The sequence below is a fragment of the Shewanella sp. 10N.286.52.B9 genome, from assembly GCF_002873635.1.
Lineage (GTDB): Bacteria > Pseudomonadota > Gammaproteobacteria > Enterobacterales > Shewanellaceae > Shewanella.
In genome coordinates this window covers 1-23,197 of record NZ_MCTY01000102.1, presented here as the reverse complement: position 1 = coordinate 23,197, position 23,197 = coordinate 1, and the positions used below count along the sequence as shown (strand labels likewise).

Annotated in this window: 18 protein-coding genes; 7 read left to right on the top strand and 11 right to left on the bottom strand. The window is 41.0% G+C overall.

Features of this window, described 5'->3' with window-relative positions:
* Positions 1–51 precede the first annotated feature (51 nt).
* The 5 genes from BCU91_RS06825 (at position 52) to BCU91_RS06805 (ending at position 8,284) form a co-directional block, all read left to right on the top strand.
* The gene (locus BCU91_RS06825) at positions 52–1,668 is read left to right on the top strand and encodes a methyl-accepting chemotaxis protein (RefSeq protein WP_102531163.1); all 1,617 of its coding nucleotides are present in this window, start codon (positions 52–54) and stop codon (positions 1,666–1,668) included.
* 68 nt (positions 1,669–1,736) lie between these two features.
* The gene (locus BCU91_RS06820; protein ID WP_102531162.1) at positions 1,737–2,936 is read left to right on the top strand and encodes a hypothetical protein; all 1,200 of its coding nucleotides are present in this window, start codon (positions 1,737–1,739) and stop codon (positions 2,934–2,936) included.
* A gap of 14 nt (positions 2,937–2,950) precedes the next feature.
* Positions 2,951–3,343: a phosphate ABC transporter substrate-binding protein gene (locus BCU91_RS06815; protein ID WP_102476215.1), complete on the top strand. Its 393-nt coding sequence runs from the start codon at positions 2,951–2,953 to the stop codon at positions 3,341–3,343.
* Between the two features lie 272 nt (positions 3,344–3,615).
* Positions 3,616–5,808 (top strand): M3 family metallopeptidase, encoded by a 2,193-nt coding sequence (locus BCU91_RS06810; RefSeq protein ID WP_102531161.1) that lies wholly within the window; start codon positions 3,616–3,618, stop codon positions 5,806–5,808.
* 397 nt (positions 5,809–6,205) lie between these two features.
* Positions 6,206–8,284 carry a bifunctional 2',3'-cyclic-nucleotide 2'-phosphodiesterase/3'-nucleotidase gene (locus BCU91_RS06805; RefSeq protein WP_102531160.1) on the top strand — a complete coding sequence of 693 codons (2,079 nt, stop codon included), beginning with the start codon at positions 6,206–6,208 and terminating at the stop codon, positions 8,282–8,284.
* Positions 8,285–8,343: 59 nt separating this feature from the next.
* Here the strand turns inward: BCU91_RS06805 and BCU91_RS06800 are convergent, their stop codons facing one another.
* The gene (locus BCU91_RS06800) at positions 8,344–8,772 is read right to left on the bottom strand and encodes an AAA family ATPase (RefSeq protein WP_102531172.1); all 429 of its coding nucleotides are present in this window, start codon (positions 8,770–8,772) and stop codon (positions 8,344–8,346) included.
* Positions 8,773–8,795: 23 nt separating this feature from the next.
* The gene (cobB, locus tag BCU91_RS06795; protein WP_102438297.1) at positions 8,796–9,542 is read right to left on the bottom strand and encodes a Sir2 family NAD+-dependent deacetylase; all 747 of its coding nucleotides are present in this window, start codon (positions 9,540–9,542) and stop codon (positions 8,796–8,798) included.
* Positions 9,543–9,832: 290 nt separating this feature from the next.
* On the opposite strand from cobB, the gene fur reads away from it, so the two are divergent.
* Positions 9,833–10,264: a ferric iron uptake transcriptional regulator gene (gene fur / locus BCU91_RS06790; protein ID WP_076537462.1), complete on the top strand. Its 432-nt coding sequence runs from the start codon at positions 9,833–9,835 to the stop codon at positions 10,262–10,264.
* An 85-nt stretch (positions 10,265–10,349) separates the two neighbouring features.
* On the opposite strand, the gene BCU91_RS06785 is transcribed toward fur, so the two are convergent.
* From BCU91_RS06785 to sdhC, 9 genes are all read right to left on the bottom strand, one after another.
* The gene (locus BCU91_RS06785; RefSeq protein WP_102531159.1) at positions 10,350–10,877 is read right to left on the bottom strand and encodes a GNAT family N-acetyltransferase; all 528 of its coding nucleotides are present in this window, start codon (positions 10,875–10,877) and stop codon (positions 10,350–10,352) included.
* 171 nt (positions 10,878–11,048) lie between these two features.
* Entirely contained in the window at positions 11,049–11,921 is an 873-nt protein-coding gene (gene sucD, locus BCU91_RS06780; protein ID WP_102438301.1) for a succinate--CoA ligase subunit alpha, read from the bottom strand.
* Complete coding sequence (sucC, locus tag BCU91_RS06775; protein ID WP_076537457.1) at positions 11,921–13,087, bottom strand: ADP-forming succinate--CoA ligase subunit beta; 1,167 nt, start codon at positions 13,085–13,087, stop codon at positions 11,921–11,923. The genes sucD and sucC overlap by 1 nt, the downstream gene beginning before the upstream one ends.
* Before the next feature lie 79 nt (positions 13,088–13,166).
* Positions 13,167–14,357, bottom strand: a complete 1,191-nt coding sequence (gene odhB / locus BCU91_RS06770; RefSeq protein ID WP_102438303.1) for a 2-oxoglutarate dehydrogenase complex dihydrolipoyllysine-residue succinyltransferase — start codon at positions 14,355–14,357, stop codon at positions 13,167–13,169.
* A 27-nt stretch (positions 14,358–14,384) separates the two neighbouring features.
* Entirely contained in the window at positions 14,385–17,207 is a 2,823-nt protein-coding gene (sucA, locus tag BCU91_RS06765; RefSeq protein WP_102476209.1) for a 2-oxoglutarate dehydrogenase E1 component, read from the bottom strand.
* Between the two features lie 254 nt (positions 17,208–17,461).
* On the bottom strand, positions 17,462–18,169 hold the full coding sequence (locus BCU91_RS06760) for a succinate dehydrogenase iron-sulfur subunit (protein WP_102531158.1): 708 nt from the start codon (positions 18,167–18,169) through the stop codon (positions 17,462–17,464).
* 11 nt (positions 18,170–18,180) lie between these two features.
* Positions 18,181–19,947 (bottom strand): succinate dehydrogenase flavoprotein subunit, encoded by a 1,767-nt coding sequence (sdhA, locus tag BCU91_RS06755; RefSeq protein ID WP_076537446.1) that lies wholly within the window; start codon positions 19,945–19,947, stop codon positions 18,181–18,183.
* Complete coding sequence (sdhD, locus tag BCU91_RS06750) at positions 19,948–20,295, bottom strand: succinate dehydrogenase, hydrophobic membrane anchor protein (RefSeq protein WP_076537444.1); 348 nt, start codon at positions 20,293–20,295, stop codon at positions 19,948–19,950.
* Positions 20,289–20,684: a succinate dehydrogenase, cytochrome b556 subunit gene (gene sdhC, locus BCU91_RS06745; RefSeq protein ID WP_102438307.1), complete on the bottom strand. Its 396-nt coding sequence runs from the start codon at positions 20,682–20,684 to the stop codon at positions 20,289–20,291. Before sdhC ends, sdhD begins: the two co-directional genes overlap by 7 nt.
* 415 nt (positions 20,685–21,099) lie before the next feature.
* Here sdhC and BCU91_RS06740 point away from each other — a divergent pair, with 415 nt between their 5' ends.
* A complete protein-coding gene (locus BCU91_RS06740) occupies positions 21,100–22,386 on the top strand; it encodes a citrate synthase (RefSeq protein WP_102438309.1) in 1,287 nt (428 codons plus the stop codon).
* The last annotated feature ends 811 nt before the right edge of the window (positions 22,387–23,197 follow it).

Sequence of the window (23,197 nt, the reverse complement as noted above, 5' to 3'; positions counted from 1 at the left end):
AACCGAAACTTTAATGACTCACCTTTAGCTAGATAAGTAGGATTATTCGAAATGAAATTAAATAGCTTAAAAATAAAGCATCGGATCGCGTTATTAACCATTGTCGCAATATTTTCATTTATTATCTCGATATTAATTAACAATCAAAGCGTGCAACAAAATGCGCAACGGTTAAATGATCTTCAGTCTCAACTATATCCTGCGTTAAATTTAGCCACTATTAACGAAGGCCTGTTACTTCAATTGGAACAAAATATACAAACAGCGGTAACCACTGGCGAAGAAGAAAGCTTAGAGACTGCCGCCAATATGGTCAAACAAGTTATCAGCAACTTAGACGCAATTAAAAGCTTACTGCCTGCTGAGTCATTTGACGCTAATAATATGCAAAATGATTTATCACTGTATTTTGATAATGCACAACTTTTGGTCGCTGAGTTTTTAAAAAGTGATGTTGATTTTAATAAAATCACCATACAAGCGGCAGCCAATGCCAAACGCTATGAGCAACTTGTTGAAAGGTTTAGCAATAAACACTTAACTTTTTCTCAGCAGTTTGAATCAAGCATTGATACTACGCTGGCCAGTTCAGATACAGCAGCCAGTTCAATGCTTGCTATCGGTATCATTGCATCGATGTTTCTGATTGTGGTTGGTTTATTAGTTAACCGCTCAATCATTGTTACCCTTGAAAGTGTTACTCAGTCACTGCGTAATATTTCTGAAGGTGAAGGTGATTTACGCTCAAGAGTTGATTACCAAGGTAAAGATGAAATTGCAGATTTAGTCCATTGGTTTAACCAATTTGTTTCAAAATTACAGCTCAGCATTGCTGATACCAAGCAAACTACTGACAGTTTAGGGCTCGCTTCACAAACATTACTCAATAGCTGTAAAAATAGTGAACAAACAGTCAATGAGCAAAATCAATCTGTCGAACAAATATCCCATGCGATGAGAGAAATGTTCGTTAGCGTGGCCCACATTGCCGAATATGCCGCCAATGCTGCATCGGAAGCTGATAATGCCAATGAAGAAGCTTTACAAGGTCAGCAAGTGGTCAGTAAAGCCATTACTACCATTAACCAGCTCTCTGAAGAAGTCAGAACAACCTCCGTTGTGGTCAATCAACTTGAAGCCTTTACCAGTAATGTGAATGACATCTTGGATACTATCCGCGGGATTGCAGATCAAACTAATTTACTGGCACTAAATGCGGCGATTGAAGCAGCAAGAGCCGGCGAACAAGGCCGAGGCTTTGCCGTTGTCGCAGATGAAGTTAGAACGCTTGCTTCACGCACTCAAGCCTCAACACAAGAAATTCAACAAGTATTGCAAGAGCTTCGCTCTACTTCAACACAAGCGGTTGATGCAATGCAGCGTGGAATAGAAACCGCAGAAGAAGGCGTAAAAACCACTTCACTAGCAGGAGATGCATTAATCAATATCACTAATAAAGTCAGTGCTATATCCATAGTTAATGACCAAATTGCCGCGGCCACTGAAGAGCAACACAACACTTCAGAACTCATTCAACAATATGTCGCAGATATTGAAACCAATGCCGCTAAAGTAAAAATGACCACGGATGAAATGGGCGGGATTAGTCATGATATTGAAGGGGTTAGCCAACAGCTTCAATCCATTACAGGTCAATTTAAAGTCTAATAATTAGAAATATAAAGGTAGAAAATCACACTATTTCTGCCTTAAGAATAATAACCAGGAGTAACACTATGAGTTTTAATTTGAAAGCGCTACCTTTAGCAATTTCAGTCGCAATGCTACCAGCACTTGCAGTGGCCAATGACGCTACCGATGAAAAATTAGCCAAACTTGAACAACAAGTTAAATCATTACAAGCAAATCAAACTGCCAATTTGACCGAACGCTTCAAATTCAACGGATTTATGACGGGCGCTTTCATCACTTCCGATAACAACGCAGGTTATGCCGGAGCAACCACTTCAGCTAACTTCAATGAAGGCAGCAAATTTGGTTTACAAGGTACGTTTGCAATTACAGATCAGACTCAAGCTGTTATGCAGTTGATGATGAGAGGCGAAAATGATTGGGATGTAGAAGCTGAATGGGCTTATATCTCTCATCGCTTTGAAAATAATATCCAAGCTCGTGCAGGTAAATTACGTATACCACTGTATATGTACTCAGATTATCTTGATGTTGGTTATGCCCAGCCATTTGTACGTCCACCATCAGATGTATACGACCCAGTGCCATTTACCTCCTATACAGGTGGAGATGTTAGCTACGATGTTGAATTTGATGATTCAACAATGACCATTCAAGCTTTTGGTGGACAATCTGAAGCTGCTGGCGTTGACATGAAAAATATTTTAGGTGTCAATGTTACTTGGACTGATGAAACTTGGACTCTACGAGGCTTATACGGTGAAGCAATTTTAGACGGTGATGTTAAGCGTCAAATTAAACAAGAACTAATGCCAAATACCGAGATCGATGTCACTGTTACGCTACTAGAAATAGATCGAGAAAAAGGCACTTTCGCGGGCGTTGGCGCTAGTTACGATAATGGATCTTTCTTAGCCATTACAGAGTTAACACGCATCGAAGTGGATGGCGCTTATCCTGATTCTGATTCAGGTTACTTAACCTTGGGTTACCGTATCAATGACTTCACACCTTATGTAACAGCTTCTTTCTTCGAAACTAAAGATAACGATAGCAGAACTATTATTGATGAGGCTTCAGCAATTCAAGCCGCTATTTTTAATGGCCAAAGAAAGTCATACAGTGCAGGCCTACGTTGGGATGCACTTGATAATTTAGCCATAAAATTCGACGTCACATACTCTAATGATTTTGGCGAAACATCTGGTGGATTAGAGACTAACATAGCAAAAGAATTTGATGATACTACCGTGTATACCGTTCAATTTGACGCAGTATTTTAATTAGGAGTGATGAAATGAAAAAATTATTATCTATTTTAGCGCTCAGTGTGAGCTGTGTGTTTTCTGTTAATGCTGCCGTAGTAGTGATCGGTAATCCAGCCGCTGCTGATATCAGCAAATCCGATGCTAAAAAAGCCTTTTTAGGCAAAGGTTCTTCATTTGTCGTTTATGAACTTGAAGAAGGCAACCCTATCCGCTCTGAATTTCATAGCGCAGTAACGGGTAAGTCTGATGCTCAGCTTAAAGCTTTTTGGTCAAAGCAGGTATTTACTGGTAAAGGCACACCACCAGCAACCATTGGTGACGCATCAGGCATGAAAGCTGCAATAGCAGCAGATGCTAATGCTATCGGTTATATTGACGAAGCCGATGTTGATGGCAGCGTGAAAGTAATTCTAAAACCATAACATTGCTCGAAATAGTGTGACTTAAACATAGATTATAAGCCTTGTTTACATATCACTAGTTAGTAATAAATAAAGGACTTAACTCTCGTTAGGTCCTTTTTTTATGTTTTGTTACAAAAGTAACCTAAAGGTATACGAAAGTATGATAAAAATTTGTTAATCTAGCAGCAAATCATAAACAAATAACAATGATGATTTGTGACTCTTTAACGGTTTATACATCGGCATAGGGTTATTTAGACAACCATTTCAAAGCAAACAGGGAAATAATTATGAAGGGACTAACCCTCACACCACTTTTTTCTGCCATGGCGTTAACTTTAGCGCTAAGTGCATGTTCAGATAATAACGTTGAAAGCGTCCAAACGTCTCAAGCACCCAATGCGGTTGCTACGGCTAGCACCAGCCAAGACGTGAGTAATCCATTTTTTAAACCCTATGATACCTTTATGGAAATCCCAGATTTCGATAACATCAAAAATGAGCATTTCTTACCGGCATTTGAAGCGGGTATTGCTGAGCGCAAAGCAGAAATCAATGCCATTACCAATAACCCTGATGCTGCGACATTTGCAAACACCATTGAAGCGATGGAGTTTTCAGGCACCTTATTAACGAAAGTATCGAGCGTTTTCTATAATTTGACCGGTGCTCACACTAACCCAGATATACAAACGATTTCAAAACAAGTGTCACCTATGCTGTCATCAGCTAGTGATGATATTTATTTAAATGATAAATTATTTCAGCGCGTTAAAACTGTTTACAACCAAGCTGAAACCTATCAACTTAATACTGCACAAACTAAGCTTCTAGAAGATACTTACAAACGATTTACCCGTGGCGGCGCCAATTTATCGGCTGAAGATAAAAACACCCTACGGGCGTTAAATGAACAGATTGGTAAATTAAACTTAGAGTTTGGTGACAACCTACTGGCTGAAACCAATGCTTTTGAGCTTGTCATAGATAAACAAACAGATTTAGCAGGCTTGCCTCAAGATATTATCGATACCGCTGCAGCAACAGCTACAAAACGTGGCCATGAAGGCAAGTGGGTGTTTACCACGCAGCGTCCTTCAATTACACCATTTTTAACCTATGCTGAAAATCGCGATTTAAGAGAAGCGCTTTTCAAAGGTTATATTGAGCGTGCCAATAATAATAATGCCAATGATAACAAAGCAGGTTTAGCGAAAATTGCGGCACTTCGCGCACAAAAAGCTAACTTAATGGGCTATAAAACTCATGCTCATTTTGTATTAGAAGAACGCACAGCTAAAAGCCCAGAAAATGTTTACGCCTTACTAGATAAAGTATGGCCTGCAGCGCTCGCACAAGCTAATGCTGAAGTTGCTGATATGCAAGCCGTTATTGACTCACAAGGCGGTGACTTTAGCCTACAAGCTTGGGACTGGTGGTATTACTCAGATCAAATCCGCGTTGCAAAATACGACTTTAATGAGCAACAGACTCGTCCTTATTTTTCACTTGAATCAACATTATCAGGTGTATTTTATACCGCTAATCGCTTATTCGGCATCACAATGAAAGAGCGCACCGACTTACCTAAGTACCACCCAGATGTCAGAACCTGGGAAGTTTATGACAAAGACGGTTCTTTAATGGCTATTTTCTTGGGTGACTACTACGTGCGCGATAGCAAGCGTGGCGGTGCGTGGATGAATGCCTTCCGCTCACAATCTAATATGAACGGCGTTGAATCAAAGCCAATTATTGTCAATGTACTTAACTACCCTCGCCCAACGGGTGATGAGCCTTCACTACTCACATTTGATGAGGCTAGCACCCTATTCCACGAGTTTGGACATGCGCTACATGGAATGCTATCAAAGGTTGAATATGCTTCTCAATCAGGTACTTCAGTACCGCGAGATTATGTCGAGTTCCCTTCACAAGTGATGGAAAACTGGATGACGCAACCTGAAGTGTTAGCGCAGTTTGCAATACATTATAAAACCGGCGAAGTGATCCCCACTGAACTTGTTAAGAAAATTCAAGCTGCCAGTAAATTCAACCAAGGGTTTGCTACCGTTGAATATATGGCAGCCACTAAGCTTGATTTAGACTGGCATACATTAACAGACACCAAACTAAGAGATGCCGCCGAATTTGAAGCTGAATCACTTGCCAATATGGGCTTAATTAAAGAAATTGCCCCACGATATCGCAGCAGTTACTTCTCGCATATTTTTGCCGGTGGTTATTCTGCAGGTTATTACAGCTATCTTTGGTCTGATATTTTAGGCGCCGATGCTTTTGAAGCATTTAAAGAAAATGGTATTTTTGACCCAGCAACAGCCCAAGCTTTTAGAGACAATATCTTGTCTCAAGGTGGCAGCGCCGACCCAATGCAGCTTTACCGTCAGTTCCGTGGTAAAGATGCTGGGATCGAGCCACTGTTAAGAAGCCGCGGCTTATTAGAAGATAACGCAGCAGAGTAACTTTATCAGAGTAAATCTGCAGACAATCCTCTGCCTGCAAAGAACAAAGCCTGATGTGTTAACATCAGGCTATCTGAAAAAGCTCATCGTTCTCATCCAAAGCACCGCAGCTAAGCGGTGTTTTTTATGCTGATAAAGAAATACTTTATCGTCATTAAAGCGCTGCACGATCAATTTACAGCCCATTTAATCAAACACTAAGCCGATAACAATCAAAAAATATTCAACAAACTGCTTCTATAACCATTTTAGTTAACTTATCACCAATCAAATCATAACTTTGCAATATAGTTTCTGTATAATCCACTGTAATTAACTCACAAATCAAACCCAATGAGTTAACAAAAATAATAGAGCACAAAAATCAAGCTCAGGGTCAAAATAAGAGAGAAAAATAATGGTAAACCAAAAGCTAATAGTCACTATTATAGTTGGCGTACTAGGCGTCAGCGCTTGTGATTCATTGCATGATCAGGCGACAGAAGTTAAGTCTGATGATGTTCAGCCCCTCACCGTCAATTTACGTATTCTAGAAACATCGGATCTTCATGCAAACATCATGGATTTTGATTATTACAAAACAAAATATGATCCGACCATAGGCTTAGCCCGCACTGCAAGTTTGATAAAACAACAAGGTCAAAGTGCTGATAATTTTGTCTTAGTTGATAATGGTGATTTGCTTCAAGGCAGCCCTATGGGTGACTATATTGCCAATAATTTTAAACAAATAAGCGCTAACAGTGATACTCACCCAGCTTATAAAGCAATGAATACCCTGGGTTATTCAGTAGGAAATATTGGTAATCATGAATTTAACTACGGTTTAGATTTTTTACACCAGTCTATCTCGGGAGCCAATTTCCCTTATATTAACGCCAACGTATTATGTGAAGCCGACTGTTGGGATAACAAAGTCAAAGGCGATAACCTATTTACCCCTTATATCATTGAAGAAAAAAACGTCGTCGACACCAATGGCGATAAACACATAATTAACATCGGCTATATTGGCTTTGTACCACCACAAATTCTTTTATGGGACAAACAAAACCTTACGGGTAAAGTCACCGTAATGGGAATTATAGAAGCGGCTGAAAAGTTTGTGCCTATGATGAAAGCTCAAGGCGCTGACATTATCGTCGCTATTCCCCACTCTGGGGTCGGCAGCCCTGAAAACCCCATCGACATTAATGATGAAAATGCCACTTGGGCATTATCAAAAGTAGCGGGTATTGATGCGATTACCTTTGGTCATAGTCATTCAATATTCCCTTCAAGCACCTTTTCAGACCTTAAAAATGCCGATATAAACAAAGGCACCATAAATGGCATTGCGGCGGTTATGCCTGGACGTTGGGGCGATAACCTCGGCGTTATCGATTTTAAGTTAGCATTACAAGATGGCAGCTGGACAATTGTTGACAGCATGGCCAAAGCCTTGCCTATTTTTGATAAAAAAGCGACTAACCCTGAGCTGGTGACTGCAGATAAAACCATAAGTGATGCTGTAGCTAAAGAGCATCAAGCTACATTGGATTATGTCGATCAGCCCATAGGTAAAGCATCGGCTGATATGTTTAGCTTTTTGACCTTAGTACAAGATGATCCCACAGTGCAAATTGTGTCAGATGCACAAATTGCTAAAGTGAAAGCTAACTTAACGGAGGCTTTAAAAGATATTCCGGTATTGTCCGCTGCTGCGCCATTTAAAGCAGGTGGCCGCCATAGCACTGCAGCAGATGCCGAGTCTTATGTGCAAGTCCCAAGTGGTGAGCTAACCTATAAAAATGCGGCAGATTTATATCTTTACCCTAACACCTTGGTTGCTGTTAAGTTAAGTGGCGCTCAAATTAAAGATTGGTTGGAATGCAGTGCAAATCAATTTAATCAAATTGATGTTAACTCTACTGAGCCTCAATACCTGATTAACTGGAATACCCACCGCACCTATAACTTTGATGTCATAGATGGTGTCAGCTACAACATTGATGTAACTCAACCAAATAAATTTAATGGCGATTGTGCATTAGTTAATGCCGATGCTAACCGAATAGTCGGGCTAAGTTACACTCACGGCGACACTGTTATCAGTGGTGCTGAATTTAATGCCAAAGAATTTATAATCGCAACCAATAATTATCGCGCATTTGGTGGTAAATTCGCCGGAACGGGTTCTGAATTCGTGGTAATGGAACTACCAGACACAAACCGTGAAGCCCTAGCTCAGTACATCACTGATGAAACTGAAGCCAATGGTTTAGTTGATCCAAGTGCTGATAATAACTGGGATTTCGTGACCATTAATTCGGCAACAAAGTTAGATATTCGCTTTGAAACCCAAAACAGTGAACTTGCTGATAAATTTATCAGCGGCTATCAAGTGCGACCTATGACAAAGCGCACTGATATCACAGATGAATTTGGTTTTGCGATTTATAATATTGACCTGCAATCCGCTGTTAAAGCTAAATAATCAACCTTTAACATCAAAAAAGGCGCCGCGGCGCCTTTTTAGTTAATCTTAAAACAAGTCTAATCATCAAGTTCAAACATTAATCCCATTTTAGCAATTTGTGCCAATGGCACCTTATGTTGATTACGTTTAGCGCATAATTTTTGATGTTCAACACTTTTAGGCTCACCAGTCACCACGACTCTTACTTGATAACCCAAGGCCTTCGCTGCGGCTTCATAAGCCATATATTCCCAACGGCATACATTGGTATTGTCACAAATAACGTAAGGCTCGTTATGAGCCATCGCATTAATAAATGCGCTTAAATTAGCCTGGTGATACTGGGCAAGTTTTTTTGGATTAAAGCGGTATTCGCCATTACGAACAAAATAACTGTCAGTAGAAAAGTAACCATATTGCCGTATGTGTATGGCGTTATCTACACCTAACTTTTCAATGAATTCATTAACCCAAGTTGATTTACCACTACCCGGTAAACCGCGCATGATTATCGCAACTTTATCCCTACTCAAGCACTCATTTCCTTTGTCGCGACTTCACTGCCAAGGGTTTTACCGGCTAAAATTGACTCTACTAACGCAGGCACAACATCACCAGCTTTACCGGTAAAATGATATTGAAATTGGCTATGGCGATCTGCCGCTAACAGATTAACTTCTACTGTTTGTGCACCATGATGATTAGCGCTGTCGACAAAGCCCGCTGCGGGATAAACCGTCCCAGAAGTCCCAATAGCGATAAATAAATCACAGTTATCCAGCGCATCATGAATTCTATCCATACCAAATGGCATTTCACCAAACCAGACAATATGCGGCCTTAATCGTTTGGCAGGAATACAGCAGGTACAGCAATTGTCTTCACCAAAAGGTTCTCTAAGGACAAACGTTTGCAATGACTGTGGGCAGCGTCCTTTGGATAATTCTCCATGCATATGTAATAAACGTTTTGAACCTGCCCGCTCGTGTAAATCATCTACATTTTGAGTGATAACCAGTAGCTTGCCTGGAAACTCAGCTTCTAATTTTGCTAATGCTGCATGAGCGGCATTAGGATGAACCTCACCGCTATGGAGGTTTTCCCAACGGCTATTATAAAAACGTTCAACTAAATTGATATCGCGGGCATAACCTTCAGGGGTGGCCACATCTTCAATATGATGTTGCTCCCACAAACCGTCTTCATCGCGAAATGTTTTTATCCCCGATTCAGCGGAAATACCTGCGCCAGTTAAGACCACAATCTGCTGATACATGTGAATTCCTTGTTTTGATTATAATTATCATTACTGGGTACAAAGCTTGATAACCCTATTTAACATTATAGTGATATAAAAGCCGTTAATGCTCAATAATCCCTTAGTATAAGTAAGTTTATTAGGTGAATTTTAACCTATTGGTCAATATTGTATGGCTCATTGGCCAAAATCACTGCTTATATGACGATTAACTCATTTGAAAGGTTCCAGTTTCTGATTGCAACACATATAATGATCTTAATTATCCACGGAGGAACCGATAAGGTTCTGTAATCAAGAGATTAGCGATGACAGATGGAAATCAAGCACTCAAGAAAGCAGGTTTAAAGATAACACTGCCACGAGTTAAAATTCTAGAATTAATGCAAGCCCCTGAAAACCAACATATCAGTGCAGAAGATCTGTACAAAAAATTACTCGATATTGGTGAGGAAATTGGCTTAGCTACTGTTTATCGCGTATTAAACCAATTTGATGATGCGGGTATCCTTAATCGTCACCATTTTGAAAGTGGCAAAGCGGTTTTTGAAATGTCGACCCAAAAGCATCATGATCATCTTGTTTGCTTAACCTGCGATAAAGTAATTGAATTCTCTGATGAGGTCATTGAACGTCGTCAGGACGAAATTGCAATGCGTCATAATATTAAGCTAACTCACCACAGCTTATATTTATACGGTCACTGCACCAATGACAGCTGTGATCACGCTGACGAATAATTATCGCCAAGCCTGATAAATAGTCATTAAAAAACCAGCATACTTGCTGGTTTTTTTGTTTTTACACTCGCCATAAGTTATGCCTTTATAAAGCCATTTGATACACATGTACTTTCGAGCCGAGATATTCGCTTTCTTCATGTATGCTCATACCGAGCTTTTTCGCTATCGCTTCTGAACCTGTATTGCCATGTAAAATAAGGGCTATGATTAAGTCGATATCGAATTGTGGTTTTAGTGTGTTAACTGCTGCTTGCGCCGCCTCATAGCCAATACCCTTGCCCCAATACTCAGGTAAGTAGCGATAACCTATTTCGACTTTGTCATATTCAGGGATGTATTTAGGGCCACAAAATCCGATGATTTTATTATCTTGTTTATGATGCACCGCCCAGCGACCAAAACCAAACTCTTGATAACTCGCATTAATAATGTGGTGAAATACGTCCCTAGCCTCTTCAATACTCGTTAGCGGATCTTGGGGAATATAAGTCAATATTTCAGGAATGCTATTCATTAAAAAAATTGCTTCTGCATCTTCTTCAACAAAAGGACGCAGAATAAGCCTTGGGGTTTCGGTAATGGTACCTGTGAGTTCAATGATGCTGTTCATGATTATCCTTAACCATTTGAATATTAATCTTGCTAGTTAAACACAGATTAATACTCAGTAAAACATATGATTACAGTTTTAAATTAATAATTTTGAAGAACATATTTAGCGATAGGAAACGAAAAAACAAAAAAGGCGCCAAATGGCGCCTTTTGATTAACTCACTAGAATTTACCAGCCAGTTTTAGTACGCAGTGCTTTACCGATGTCAGCTAAAGAGCGAACTGTGCTTACGCCAGCAGCTTCTAATGCAGCAAACTTATCTTCAGCAGTACCTTTACCACCAGCGATAATTGCGCCAGCATGACCCATACGCTTACCTTCTGGTGCAGTAACACCAGCAATGTAAGATACAACAGGCTTAGTTACATTTGCTTTGATGAATTCAGCAGCTTCTTCTTCAGCAGTACCACCAATTTCACCAATCATTACGATTGCTTCAGTTTGTGGATCGTTTTGGAACATTTCCAATACGTCGATGAAGTTAGTACCTGGAATTGGGTCACCACCAATACCTACACAAGTAGATTGGCCAAAACCTTCGTCAGTAGTTTGTTTAACAGCTTCGTACGTTAATGTACCAGAGCGTGAAACAATACCGACTTTACCAGGCTTGTGGATGTGACCAGGCATGATACCAATCTTACACTCACCAGGAGTGATAACACCTGGACAGTTAGGACCAATCATACGCACGCCAGTTTCTTCAAGTTTAACTTTAACTTGAAGCATGTCTAAAGTTGGAATACCTTCAGTAATGCATACGATTAGCTCAATGCCACCGTCGATTGCTTCAAGGATTGCATCTTTACAAAAAGGTGCTGGTACATAGATAACAGTCGCAGTTGCACCCGTTTCAGCTACAGCATCTTTAACAGTATTAAATACAGGAAGACCTAGGTGAACTTGACCACCTTTTCCTGGAGATACACCGCCAACCATTTTTGTACCGTAAGCAATTGCTTGCTCAGAGTGGAAAGTACCTTGGCCACCAGTGAAACCTTGACAGATAACTTTAGTATCTTTGTTAATTAATACGGACATTATTTGCCCTCCGCAGCAGCAACAACTTTCTCAGCAGCATCTGTTAATGACGCAGCTGCGATAATATCAAGACCAGAACCTGCAAGCACTTCACGGCCTAATTCAGCGTTAGTACCTTCAAGACGGACAACAACAGGAACTTCTACACCGACTTCTTTTACAGCGCCGATAATACCTTCTGCAATCATGTCACAACGTACGATGCCACCAAAGATGTTAACTAAAACAGCTTTAACGTTTGAGTCAGAAAGAATGATTTTAAATGCTTCTGCTACACGTTCTTTAGTTGCTCCGCCGCCAACGTCTAAGAAGTTAGCTGGCTTGCCGCCATGTAGGTTTACGATGTCCATAGTACCCATTGCTAGGCCTGCACCGTTAACCATACAACCCACGTTTCCGTCTAATGCAACGTAGTTAAGTTCAAACTTAGCTGCGTGTGCTTCACGAGCATCATCTTGTGATGGATCGTGCATGTCACGGATTTTAGGTTGACGGAATAAAGCATTTCCATCGATACCAATCTTGCCATCAAGACAATGGATATTACCTTCGTCAGTGATCACAAGCGGGTTGATTTCTAATAAAGCGAAATCATGGTCTTCGAACATTTTTGCAAGACCCATAAACACTTTAGTGAACTGCTTCATTTGAGTTGGGTTTAAACCTAACTTAAAGCCAAGATCACGTGCTTGGTATGGTTGAGGACCTGTTAAAGGATCGATAATTGCTTTGTGAATTAACTCTGGGGTTTCTTCAGCCACAGTTTCAATTTCAACGCCACCTTCAGTTGATGCCATAAACACAACGCGACGAGTCGCACGGTCAACAACAGCACCTAGGTAAAGTTCATTTGCAATATCAGTACAGCTTTCTACTAAAATTTTAGCAACAGGCTGGCCTTTTTCATCAGTTTGGTAAGTCACTAAGTTCTTACCTAACCATTTTTCAGCAAATGCTCTGATTTCTTCTTTATCGCCAGTGACTTTAACGCCACCTGCTTTACCACGGCCGCCAGCGTGTACTTGACACTTAACAACCCACATATCGCCGCCAATGTGACCAGCAGCTTCTACCGCTTCTTGGGCTGTATCGCAAGCGAAGCCTTCTGAAACTGGTAAACCATATTCGGCAAATAAGGATTTTGCCTGATACTCATGCAAATTCATGATGATCTATCCATATACTTCTTTATAAAATCCTACTGGCTCTAACGAGCCAGCTACGAGGGTATTGTCTAGTTGACTCTTAGAGGTCAAGCAATAGACGAGTTGGATCTTCAAGGAAGTCTTTAATAGCGACCAAGAAACCAACCGACTCACGGCCATCAACAATTCGATGATCGTAAGATAATGCTAGGTACATCATAGGTTGAATAACAACCTCACCATTCACAGCCATTGGGCGATCTTTAATAGCATGCATGCCTAAAATCGCGCTTTGTGGAAGGTTTAAAATTGGCGTCGACATTAGCGAGCCAAATACGCCGCCATTAGTCACGGTGAAGTTACCACCGGTCATATCAGCAACAGATAACTTGCCATCACGGCCTTTGATTGCTAATTCACGCACATTTTTTTCAATTTCAGCAAGGCTCATGGTATCGGTATCACGTAATACTGGGGTAACCAGACCACGTGGCGTTGATACCGCAATGCTGACATCAAAGTAGTTGTGATAAACCAGTTCATCACCGTCGATAGACGCGTTAACTTCAGGGAAACGTTTTAATGCTTCAGTCACAGCTTTTACGTAGAAAGACATGAAACCTAAACGAATACCATGACGTTTTTCAAATACTTCTTGGTATTGCTTACGAATATCCATGATTGGCTGCATGTTAACTTCGTTAAACGTTGTTAGCATTGCCGTAGAGTTTTTAGCCTCTAATAAACGATTAGCAATAGTCTTACGTAAACGCGTCATAGGAACACGTTTTTGAGTACGACCTTCAAGTGGTGCAATTGGCGCAGGCGCTGCAGCAGGTTTAGCCGCAGGTGCTGACTTCACAAATGCTTCAACATCTTCTTTAGTCACACGTCCACCAACACCAGTGCCTTTTACTTTGCTTGCATCAAGGTTATGCTCAGCAATGAGACGGCGTACAGATGGGCTTAATGCATCATTTGACTCATCTGTAGATTCAGCTACTGGTGATGCAGCTTCTGCTTCTGCTTTAGTCACTTCTTGGCCTGAAACTGCACCAGCAACGAAGTTTGCAATCACTTGCTCACCAAGAACAGTGTCACCTTCTTGGAATAATAATTCGCTAATAGAACCATCTTCTGGCGCAACAACTTCTAGTACAACTTTATCAGTTTCGATATCAACTAGATTTTGGTCACGAGAAACCTGTTCGCCAGGTTGCACATGCCATGTCGCGATTGTTGCATCTGCAACTGATTCTGGCAGAACGGGTACCTTAATTTCGATACTCATGGAAAGCTTTCCTTTTATAATTTTCTATTACGACAGTTTTAATGCGCTATTAACTAATGCTTCTTGTTGGCGTGCATGCAGAGCAGGATAACCACAAGCTGGTGCAGCAGATGCCTCGCGGCCAGCGTAGGTTAGTTCAGCTCCGGCAGGGATAGCTGCCCAGAAATGATGTTGGCTACAATACCAAGCACCTTGGTTCTGAGGTTCTTCCTGACACCAAACAAAATCTTTAACGTGCTGATAGTCAGCAAGTGCGGCTTGCATTTCTTCTTGCGGGAACGGATAAAGCTGCTCCACACGGACAATAGCAACGTTAGTAATTTCTTGTTTACGACGCTTGTCGAGTAATTCGAAATACACCTTACCACTACAGAAGACAACGCGATCAACCTTGCTCGCGTCTAATGCATCAAGCTCACCAATCACACTTTGGAAACTTCCTTCAGCGAGCTCTTCAAGTGTAGAAACCGCTAATGGATGACGTAGTAATGATTTAGGCGACATCACCACCAGTGGACGACGCATAGGACGTACAACTTGACGGCGTAGCATGTGATAAACCTGTGCAGGTGTAGAAGGAACACACACTTGCATATTGTGGTTTGCACAAAGCTGTAAGAAACGCTCAAGACGAGCAGATGAATGCTCTGGGCCTTGGCCTTCATAACCATGGGGAAGTAGCATCGTTAGACCACATAATCGGCCCCACTTTTGCTCACCTGAAGATAAGAACTGATCGATAACCACTTGAGCACAATTAACAAAGTCACCAAACTGCGCTTCCCAGATGGTTAATCCGCCCGGCTCTGCTGTGGCATAACCGTACTCAAATGCCAGTACCGAGGCTTCTGATAATACTGAGTCAGTAATATCAATCTCGCCCTGTTCATCAGCGACATTACGAAGCGGCAAATAAGTCGTACCATCATTTTGATTATGTAAAACTGCATGACGATGGAAGAAAGTACCACGACCAGAATCCTGACCGGTAATACGAACGCGTTTTTTATCTTCCAAAATGGTGGCGTAAGCTAAGGTTTCAGCAAAGCCCCAATCAACCGGTTTTTCACCGTTTGCCATCGATACACGGTCTTTATAAATCTTAGCGACCCGTGATTGCAATTTGTGGCTTTCAGGAATATCTACCATCTTTTGCGCAAGACCAATCAGCTTGTCAAAGTTCATTGCACCTTGATAGCTTTCATCCCACTCACGATTAAGATACGGCGACCAGTCAACAGTGTGTAACGTCATTGGACGCCACTCTTTCACTACACAATCACCTGCATCTAATGCATCACGGTAGTTATTGACAAGGCCAGTAACGTCATCAGCAGAGATACTATCTTCTTGAATTAATCGATCAGCATAAATCTTACGCGGCGTAGGATGCTTCTTAATTTTTGCGTACATTAGCGGCTGCGTTGCACTTGGCTCATCAGCTTCGTTATGACCATGGCGGCGATAACACACTAAATCAATCACCACATCACGCTTAAATTCGTTACGGTAATCCACCGCTAACTGCGAAATAAAGGCAACAGCTTCAGGATCATCTGCATTGACATGGAAAATAGGCGCTTGGACCATTTTGGCAATATCAGTACAGTATTCCGTTGAACGCACATCGGCAGTATTAGAGGTAGTGAAACCCACTTGGTTATTAATAACGATACGAATACTACCGCCAACTTTAAAACCACGGGTCTGAGACATGTTAAATGTCTCTTGCACAATACCTTGTCCAGTAATTGCCGAGTCACCATGAATGGTAATTGGCATAACTTGTAAACCATCGCTACAACCACGTCTGTCTTGACGCGCTCGTACTGAACCAATAACCACAGGGTTAACGATTTCTAAATGTGATGGGTTAAAGGCCAGTGCTAAATGAACGTTTCCGCCTGGCGTTTCGAAATCAGATGAAAAGCCTTGGTGATACTTAACGTCACCAGAACCTTGGATTTCATCATGCTTACCGGCAAATTCATCAAATAATTCAGCAGGACGCTTACCCAGTACGTTAACAAGGACGTTTAAGCGACCACGGTGAGCCATACCGACGACAATTTCTTTGGTACCTGCTTCACCTGCGCGATATAAAATCTCACGCATCATTGGCACTAACGCATCACCACCTTCAAGCGAGAAACGTTTTGCGCCTGGAAATTTTGCGCCAAGGTATTTTTCCATACCTTCAGCAGCATTTAGGCCTTCTAGAATGCGTTTCTTAGTGGTGTTATCGTAATTTGCTTTACCCAAAGACGGTTCAAGACGTTGCTGAATCCAACGCTTTTCATCGGTATCGGTAATATGCATGTATTCAGCACCAATAGAACCACAATAGGTACTTTTTAATGCATGAACTATGTCGGCTAATTTAAGGGTGTCACTACCGTATGCAAATGAACCGGTATTGAACTCACGTTGCATATCTTCGGCATCTAAACCATGAAATGCTGGGTCTAATTCAGATACTGGCTCACGGTGCCATAAACCTAACGGATCAAGGTTAGCATTTTGGTGACCACGAAAACGGTGAGCGTTAATTAACTGGAGGACTTTTACTTGTTTAGCATCTAACTCTGGGTCAGTAACACGGCTAGCGCCTTTGGCACGACCTTCTAATGCTAAACTGCGGAAATAATCACGTACTTTAGAGTGTGCAGTTTCAGGTAGATCTTGAGAAGTACCATTTACCGCAGGGAGATTATCAAAAACGACTTGCCAATCAGCGGTAACTGAACTTGGATCTTCTTGATAGGCTTCATACATCTCTTCTACGTAGGTCGAATTTGAGCCACTTAAATGTGACGATTCGAGCCAAGCTTTCATGATGCCTTGGTGCATTACTTTTCCTTCCAAACTTGATACACGTGCTTCGCCAATTTCATAATTGCGATACCTGGTTGCACCACAATCGAATCGTATTAACTCTTTCGTTTAACGCTGTTTATCAACTACGGATAATAGCGATATAACTATATAATTTAAACAGTTAATTACAAAGGTCTTCTAACACACACAAAAGAGTCATCCCCATAGTTGAAGATGACTCCCCAATAGAGCTATATAACAATAAATCCCAGCTCTATGTTGCGCATTTACACTGCTCGCTTCAGTAACATTGACTTAATGTGGCCAATGGCTTTAGTTGGGTTTAGTCCTTTAGGACACACATCAACACAATTCATAATACCGTGACAACGGAACACACTGTAAGCATCGTCTAAACCATCTAAACGCTCTTCAGTTGCCGTATCGCGGCTATCAATTAAGAAGCGATATGCATGCAGTAAACCACTTGGTCCGATAAATTTATCAGGGTTCCACCAGAAAGATGGACAAGCAGTAGAACAACAAGCACACATGATACATTCATATAATCCGTCTAAATGAGCACGCTCTTCAGGTGATTGTAAATGTTCACGAGCCGGTGCTTTCTCATCATTGATAAGAAACGGTTTAATTTTTTCGTACTGAGTGTAGAACTGAGTCAGGTCGACAATTAAATCGCGCACAACTGGCATGCCAGGAAGTGGGCGAATTTCAATTTTCTTACCTTTAAAAGTAGAAACAGGCGTAATACACGCAAGGCCGTTTTTACCATTCATGTTCATACCATCACTACCACATACACCCTCACGACATGAGCGTCTAAATGATAATGCAGGATCTAACTCTTTCAGCTTCATCAGTGCATCTAGTACCATCATATCGGTACCTTCTTCCACATCTAAACTGTAATCCTGCATATATGGTTTAGTGTCTACATCAGGATTGTAGCGATAAACTGCAAATTCCAATTTCATCGGGGCTTCTCCTAGTAGGTACGCTTGATAGGCGGGAATGCCGCACGAAGCTTAGGCTCCATGTTGACTTCACGCTTAGTCATTTCTTCTGTGACGGGGTCAAAGACGCTATGACATAACCAATTATCATCATCACGGTCTAAGAAATCCTCACGAGAATGCGCACCACGACTTTCTGTACGGAAGTTCGCAGCATAAGCTGTCGCAATTGCTGTCGCCATCAAGTTATCAAGCTCTAAACATTCAATACGTTGAGTATTAAATTCTGAAGAGTTATCAGATAACTTAGCATTCGCTAAACGATCGCGAATTGCTTTAAGCTCTTTAAGGCCTTCAGCCATTGCATCACCACTTCTAAATACAGAGAAGTTAAGTTGCATACATAACTGTAAGTCTTTACGAATAACAGCAGGATCTTCACCGTCTTTATTGCTTTCCCAGCGATTAAGACGCTCAAGTGATGCTGAAATTTGCTCTTCAGATGGCGCTTTTGGATCCGCAGTCGCATCGAGTGCTTTACCTAAATGCTGACCAGCAGCACGTCCAAATACCACTAAATCCAGTAATGAGTTACCACCAAGGCGGTTTGCACCGTGTACTGATACACAAGCAATTTCACCTACAGCGAATAAACCCACGATATCTTGTTCAGTGCCATCAGCATTTTGACGAACAACTTGACCACTCACTTTAGCGGGTAGACCACCCATCATGTAATGACATGTTGGCAATACAGGAATTGGGCCATCTGCTGGATCAATATGCGCAAAAGTACGAGAAAGTTCACAAACACCAGGAAGACGAGCTTCTAATGTTTCTTTACCTAAGTGATCAAGCTTAAGTAAACAATGCGGCCCTAATGGACCATCTAATCCACGGCCTTCACGAATTTCTGTCATCATCGAGCGAGCAACAACATCACGTGATGCTAAATCTTTTGCATTTGGTGCATAACGTTCCATGAAACGCTCGCCATCTTTATTTAAAAGATAACCACCTTCACCACGACAACCTTCAGTTACAAGCACACCTGCGCCAGCAATACCCGTTGGGTGGAACTGCCACATTTCCATGTCTTGCATTTGAACGCCAGCGCGCATTGCCATACCAACACCGTCACCAGTATTAATATGTGCATTGGTGGTTGAAGCATAAATACGCCCTGCACCACCGGTTGCTAAAATGGTTGCCTTCGCTTTGAAGTAAACAATCTCGCCAGTTTCAATTTCAATAGCCGTACAACCAACTATTGCACCGTCATCGTTTTTCACTAAATCGAGTGCATACCACTCAGAAAATACTTCAGTTTTGTGTTTAACATTTTGCTGATAAAGACAATGAAGTAATGCATGACCTGTACGGTCAGCTGCAGCTGCAGTACGTGCCGCTTGCTCGCCACCAAAGTTTTTTGATTGGCCACCAAACGGACGCTGGTAAATAGTACCGTTTTCAAAACGTGAGAATGGCAAACCCATTTGCTCAAGTTCAATAACCGCCTCTGGACCTGTCTTACACATGAACTCGATTGCTTCTTGGTCACCGATAAAATCAGAACCTTTCACGGTATCGTACATGTGCTGTTCCCAGTGATCTTCATGAGCATTACCCAACGCAACGGTAATACCACCTTGCGCAGATACTGTATGAGAACGGGTTGGGAAAACTTTAGATAAAAGCGCACAGCTCTTACCTTCTTTAGAAATTTGTAATGCCGCTCGCATGCCAGCGCCACCAGCGCCAATCACTACTGCGTCAAATTCGCGAACTGGAATACTCACTTATACACCCCACACAATTAATATGCCTGCAGCTAGATAACAAAAAGCTGCTACGACAAAAACGAACTGAAGTAATCCACGCACTGATACGTTTTTAACGTAATCAGTTAACACTTGCCAAATACCAATCCATGAATGGATAAGTACAGCAACAAGCGCTAATAAAGTGAATACTTTCATTGGTAAGGTACTGAATAACCCCTGCCAAATTTCGTATGTCAATGGAGCGCTACACGCAATAAAACCCACCATAAAAATGGTATAACAGGCTAAAATTACGGCACTAGCACGAATTAAAATAAAATCATGAACACCACTGCGTCCAAGGCTTGCTGCATTTGTTACCATACCCAAATCCCCACGATGATAGAAAACGCCGCTGATAACACAAAGGCGATTTTTGCTGACGCTAAGCCAGAGGCAAGCTCTTCCCAACGACCGGTATCCATAATCAGATGACGTACGCCAACGATTAAGTGATAACCCAACGCGGTTAGAATTCCCCAAATAACAAACTTAACTAGCAGGTTATCAAAAAGAGATTGTAAGCCAGCGAAACTCTCAGGCGATGCTAAAGATTCATTTAGCATCCAAATAAGAATACCGACAGCAAACAGCATGATAACACCGGAAATACGGTGAAGAATTGACGCAATCGCTGTTGCAGGAAAGCGAATGGTCTGTAGGTCTATATGGACAGGTCTTTGCTTTTTCACGTTCTGCTCACTCAGCTCCATTGAGCATTATTTTTATTATTCATCTTGCTTTGCTTCTATTTGTTACACCAAACTACAAATGTAAACAAAATGTTGAAACTTAACAGACTACTATCAAACACTTAACCATTTGAGAATTCACTAATTTAGACAACGTAAAAATGTTTTCAAAAATGTGATGTTTGTCGCCCTTCAGGACGCAGGCAAGTATACTCAAGGCAATTGTCAAATACAAACATCACACTATGTAAAATTTGTTTTTTGATGTTTTTTTTGCAAAAAAACCATTGCTAACAAGGCGTCTAGCAAGCTTTATACCATGGTCTAATAAATTTAAACGCTTATTTAAATTGAAATGTGACACTAATTCACTGTAAAGTAATGTCCGCTTAACATGCCGCACTCACAGAAAAGAATGAAGTAAGGAGAACGGGGTATGGCTGACAATATAGCCAAATTAGAGTTACCGGGGACAGATTCGATCGAATTACCTATCAAGCAGGGAACTGCTGGGTTTGATGTAATCGATATCAGTAAACTTGGAAAGACAGGTCATTTCACCTTCGATCCAGGTTTTTTAGCGACCGCATCTTGCGAGTCTGCAATTACATACATTGATGGCGAAAAAGGTGTACTTACACACCGTGGCTATCCAATTTATGAACTAGCTACTGAATCTAACTATTTAGACGTTTGTTACTTACTGCTTTATGGTGAATTACCAAGCAAAACTCAATACGAAGAGTTTGTGGCTATGGTTAAGAATCACACCATGGTGAACGAGCAATTAGCTTCGTTTTTCAGAGGTTTCCGTCGTGATGCACATCCAATGGCTATGCTATGTGGTGTTACAGGTGCATTATCTGCGTTTTACCAAGATTCTCTTGATGTCAATGATGAAAAACATCGTGAAATTGCGGCTTTCCGCCTTGTTTCTAAGATGCCAACCATTGCAGCAATGTGCTACAAGTATTCAATCGGTCAACCTTTTGTTTACCCACGCAACGACCTAAGTTATGCAGGTAATTTCCTTAGCATGATGTTCGCTGTTCCGTGTGAACAATACCAAGTCAATCCAGTTGTTGAAAAAGCAATGGACAGAATCTTTGTATTACACGCTGATCATGAACAAAACGCTTCTACCTCTACGGTTCGTTTAGCGGGTTCATCTGGTGCTAACCCATTTGCATGTATCGCAGCGGGTATTGCTTCACTATGGGGTCCTGCTCATGGTGGTGCTAACGAAGCTTGTCTAAATATGCTTGAAGAAATTGGCAGTGTTGATCGCATCCCTGAGTTTATTGCTCGTGCGAAAGACAAAGCTGATCCATTCCGCTTAATGGGCTTTGGTCATCGCGTTTACAAAAACTTCGACCCTCGCGCTAAAGTGATGCGTGAAACATGTCATGAAGTGTTAGCTGAGCTAAATGTGAACGATCCTTTGCTAGATGTAGCGATGGAACTTGAACGCATTGCTTTAGAAGACGATTATTTCGTATCTAAAAAGCTTTATCCAAATGTTGATTTCTACTCAGGGATCATCATGAAAGCAATCGGTATCCCTACTAGTATGTTTACAGTGTTATTTGCACTTTCTCGCACTGTTGGTTGGATTGCACATTGGAAAGAAATGCTTGACCAACCAGGTCACAAAATCAGTCGTCCACGTCAGTTATACACTGGCTCAGACGAGCGTGACTTTGTCAGCATAGATAAACGATAACTTAATCGTTTGTGAAAAAAGCGCCTATTTAGGCGCTTTTTTAATGCCTAGAGAAGCTGTTTTGTTAGCGTTGACAGCCTCGCTCAATGAACACAAAAATCCCTTGCTGCGAACTTTGGTTACCATAGCAGCCAAGTATGAATAAAACTGCCAAACACATTTATCCCCGTTTAAAGCTCATTCACCATAGATTGGTCATAAGCCACATTATCTAGGTCCGCTTCATTATTTACTAAATCCTAATAGCCGCCACAGGTTAATTTTAGTCGAAATTAAAGGGTCGCCGGCACTTTAGCGCTTGGTTTTGTATTACAAATTAGAATTAAATAAGCTTTAAAATATGTCCAAAGTACGCCATAAATCGGCCTAATTAACCCAATTACATTTGTGTTTATAGAAGGAGTTGCATCAGATTTGTGCTAGGCAATACAACTGCCTATTAGAAATATTGCCGATTTTAATTCATTTGAAGTTAAAGATTAAGCTAGAAAAATACTGTAAATCATCCAAAAACATTCATAAAATAGTCATTTTCATTCACGTTAGGCCTTAATAAACAATAAATTGAGTAAAAATATCAATTAAATCTGATATAAAAAGCTGCTTTTTAAATTATATCGCTATAAAGAAAATCTTTTTGTTCTAAAAAATGGCCATTAGAGATATTAAAACTTACAATTTGGTTTCCTTTTTACCCAGAATTTGGTCTTCTTTATACGCTTTTACACCTTGAAATATTTTCACGTTCATTTTATTTGTATTATTAATAATTTTCTTGTTAAAGCCAAATTAATTCAATGGCCATTTACCC

Bases quoted from the DNA above. Each gene is read 5' to 3' on its own strand.
- BCU91_RS06815 (WP_102476215.1), top strand. From the start codon at position 2,951: ATGAAAAAATTATTATCTATTTTAGCGCTCAGTGTGAGCTGTGTGTTT.
- BCU91_RS06760 (WP_102531158.1), bottom strand. From the start codon at position 18,169: ATGAAATTGGAATTTGCAGTTTATCGCTACAATCCTGATGTAGACACT.
- BCU91_RS06810 (WP_102531161.1), top strand. From the start codon at position 3,616: ATGAAGGGACTAACCCTCACACCACTTTTTTCTGCCATGGCGTTAACT.
- sucD (WP_102438301.1), bottom strand. From the start codon at position 11,921: ATGTCCGTATTAATTAACAAAGATACTAAAGTTATCTGTCAAGGTTTC.
- sdhC (WP_102438307.1), bottom strand. From the start codon at position 20,684: ATGGAGCTGAGTGAGCAGAACGTGAAAAAGCAAAGACCTGTCCATATA.
- odhB (WP_102438303.1), bottom strand. From the start codon at position 14,357: ATGAGTATCGAAATTAAGGTACCCGTTCTGCCAGAATCAGTTGCAGAT.
- fur (WP_076537462.1), top strand. From the start codon at position 9,833: ATGACAGATGGAAATCAAGCACTCAAGAAAGCAGGTTTAAAGATAACA.
- sucC (WP_076537457.1), bottom strand. From the start codon at position 13,087: ATGAATTTGCATGAGTATCAGGCAAAATCCTTATTTGCCGAATATGGT.
- BCU91_RS06825 (WP_102531163.1), top strand. From the start codon at position 52: ATGAAATTAAATAGCTTAAAAATAAAGCATCGGATCGCGTTATTAACC.
- sucA (WP_102476209.1), bottom strand. From the start codon at position 17,207: ATGCACCAAGGCATCATGAAAGCTTGGCTCGAATCGTCACATTTAAGT.
- BCU91_RS06785 (WP_102531159.1), bottom strand. From the start codon at position 10,877: ATGAACAGCATCATTGAACTCACAGGTACCATTACCGAAACCCCAAGG.
- BCU91_RS06820 (WP_102531162.1), top strand. From the start codon at position 1,737: ATGAGTTTTAATTTGAAAGCGCTACCTTTAGCAATTTCAGTCGCAATG.
- cobB (WP_102438297.1), bottom strand. From the start codon at position 9,542: ATGTATCAGCAGATTGTGGTCTTAACTGGCGCAGGTATTTCCGCTGAA.
- BCU91_RS06805 (WP_102531160.1), top strand. From the start codon at position 6,206: ATGGTAAACCAAAAGCTAATAGTCACTATTATAGTTGGCGTACTAGGC.
- BCU91_RS06800 (WP_102531172.1), bottom strand. From the start codon at position 8,772: ATGCGCGGTTTACCGGGTAGTGGTAAATCAACTTGGGTTAATGAATTC.
- BCU91_RS06740 (WP_102438309.1), top strand. From the start codon at position 21,100: ATGGCTGACAATATAGCCAAATTAGAGTTACCGGGGACAGATTCGATC.
- sdhD (WP_076537444.1), bottom strand. From the start codon at position 20,295: ATGGTAACAAATGCAGCAAGCCTTGGACGCAGTGGTGTTCATGATTTT.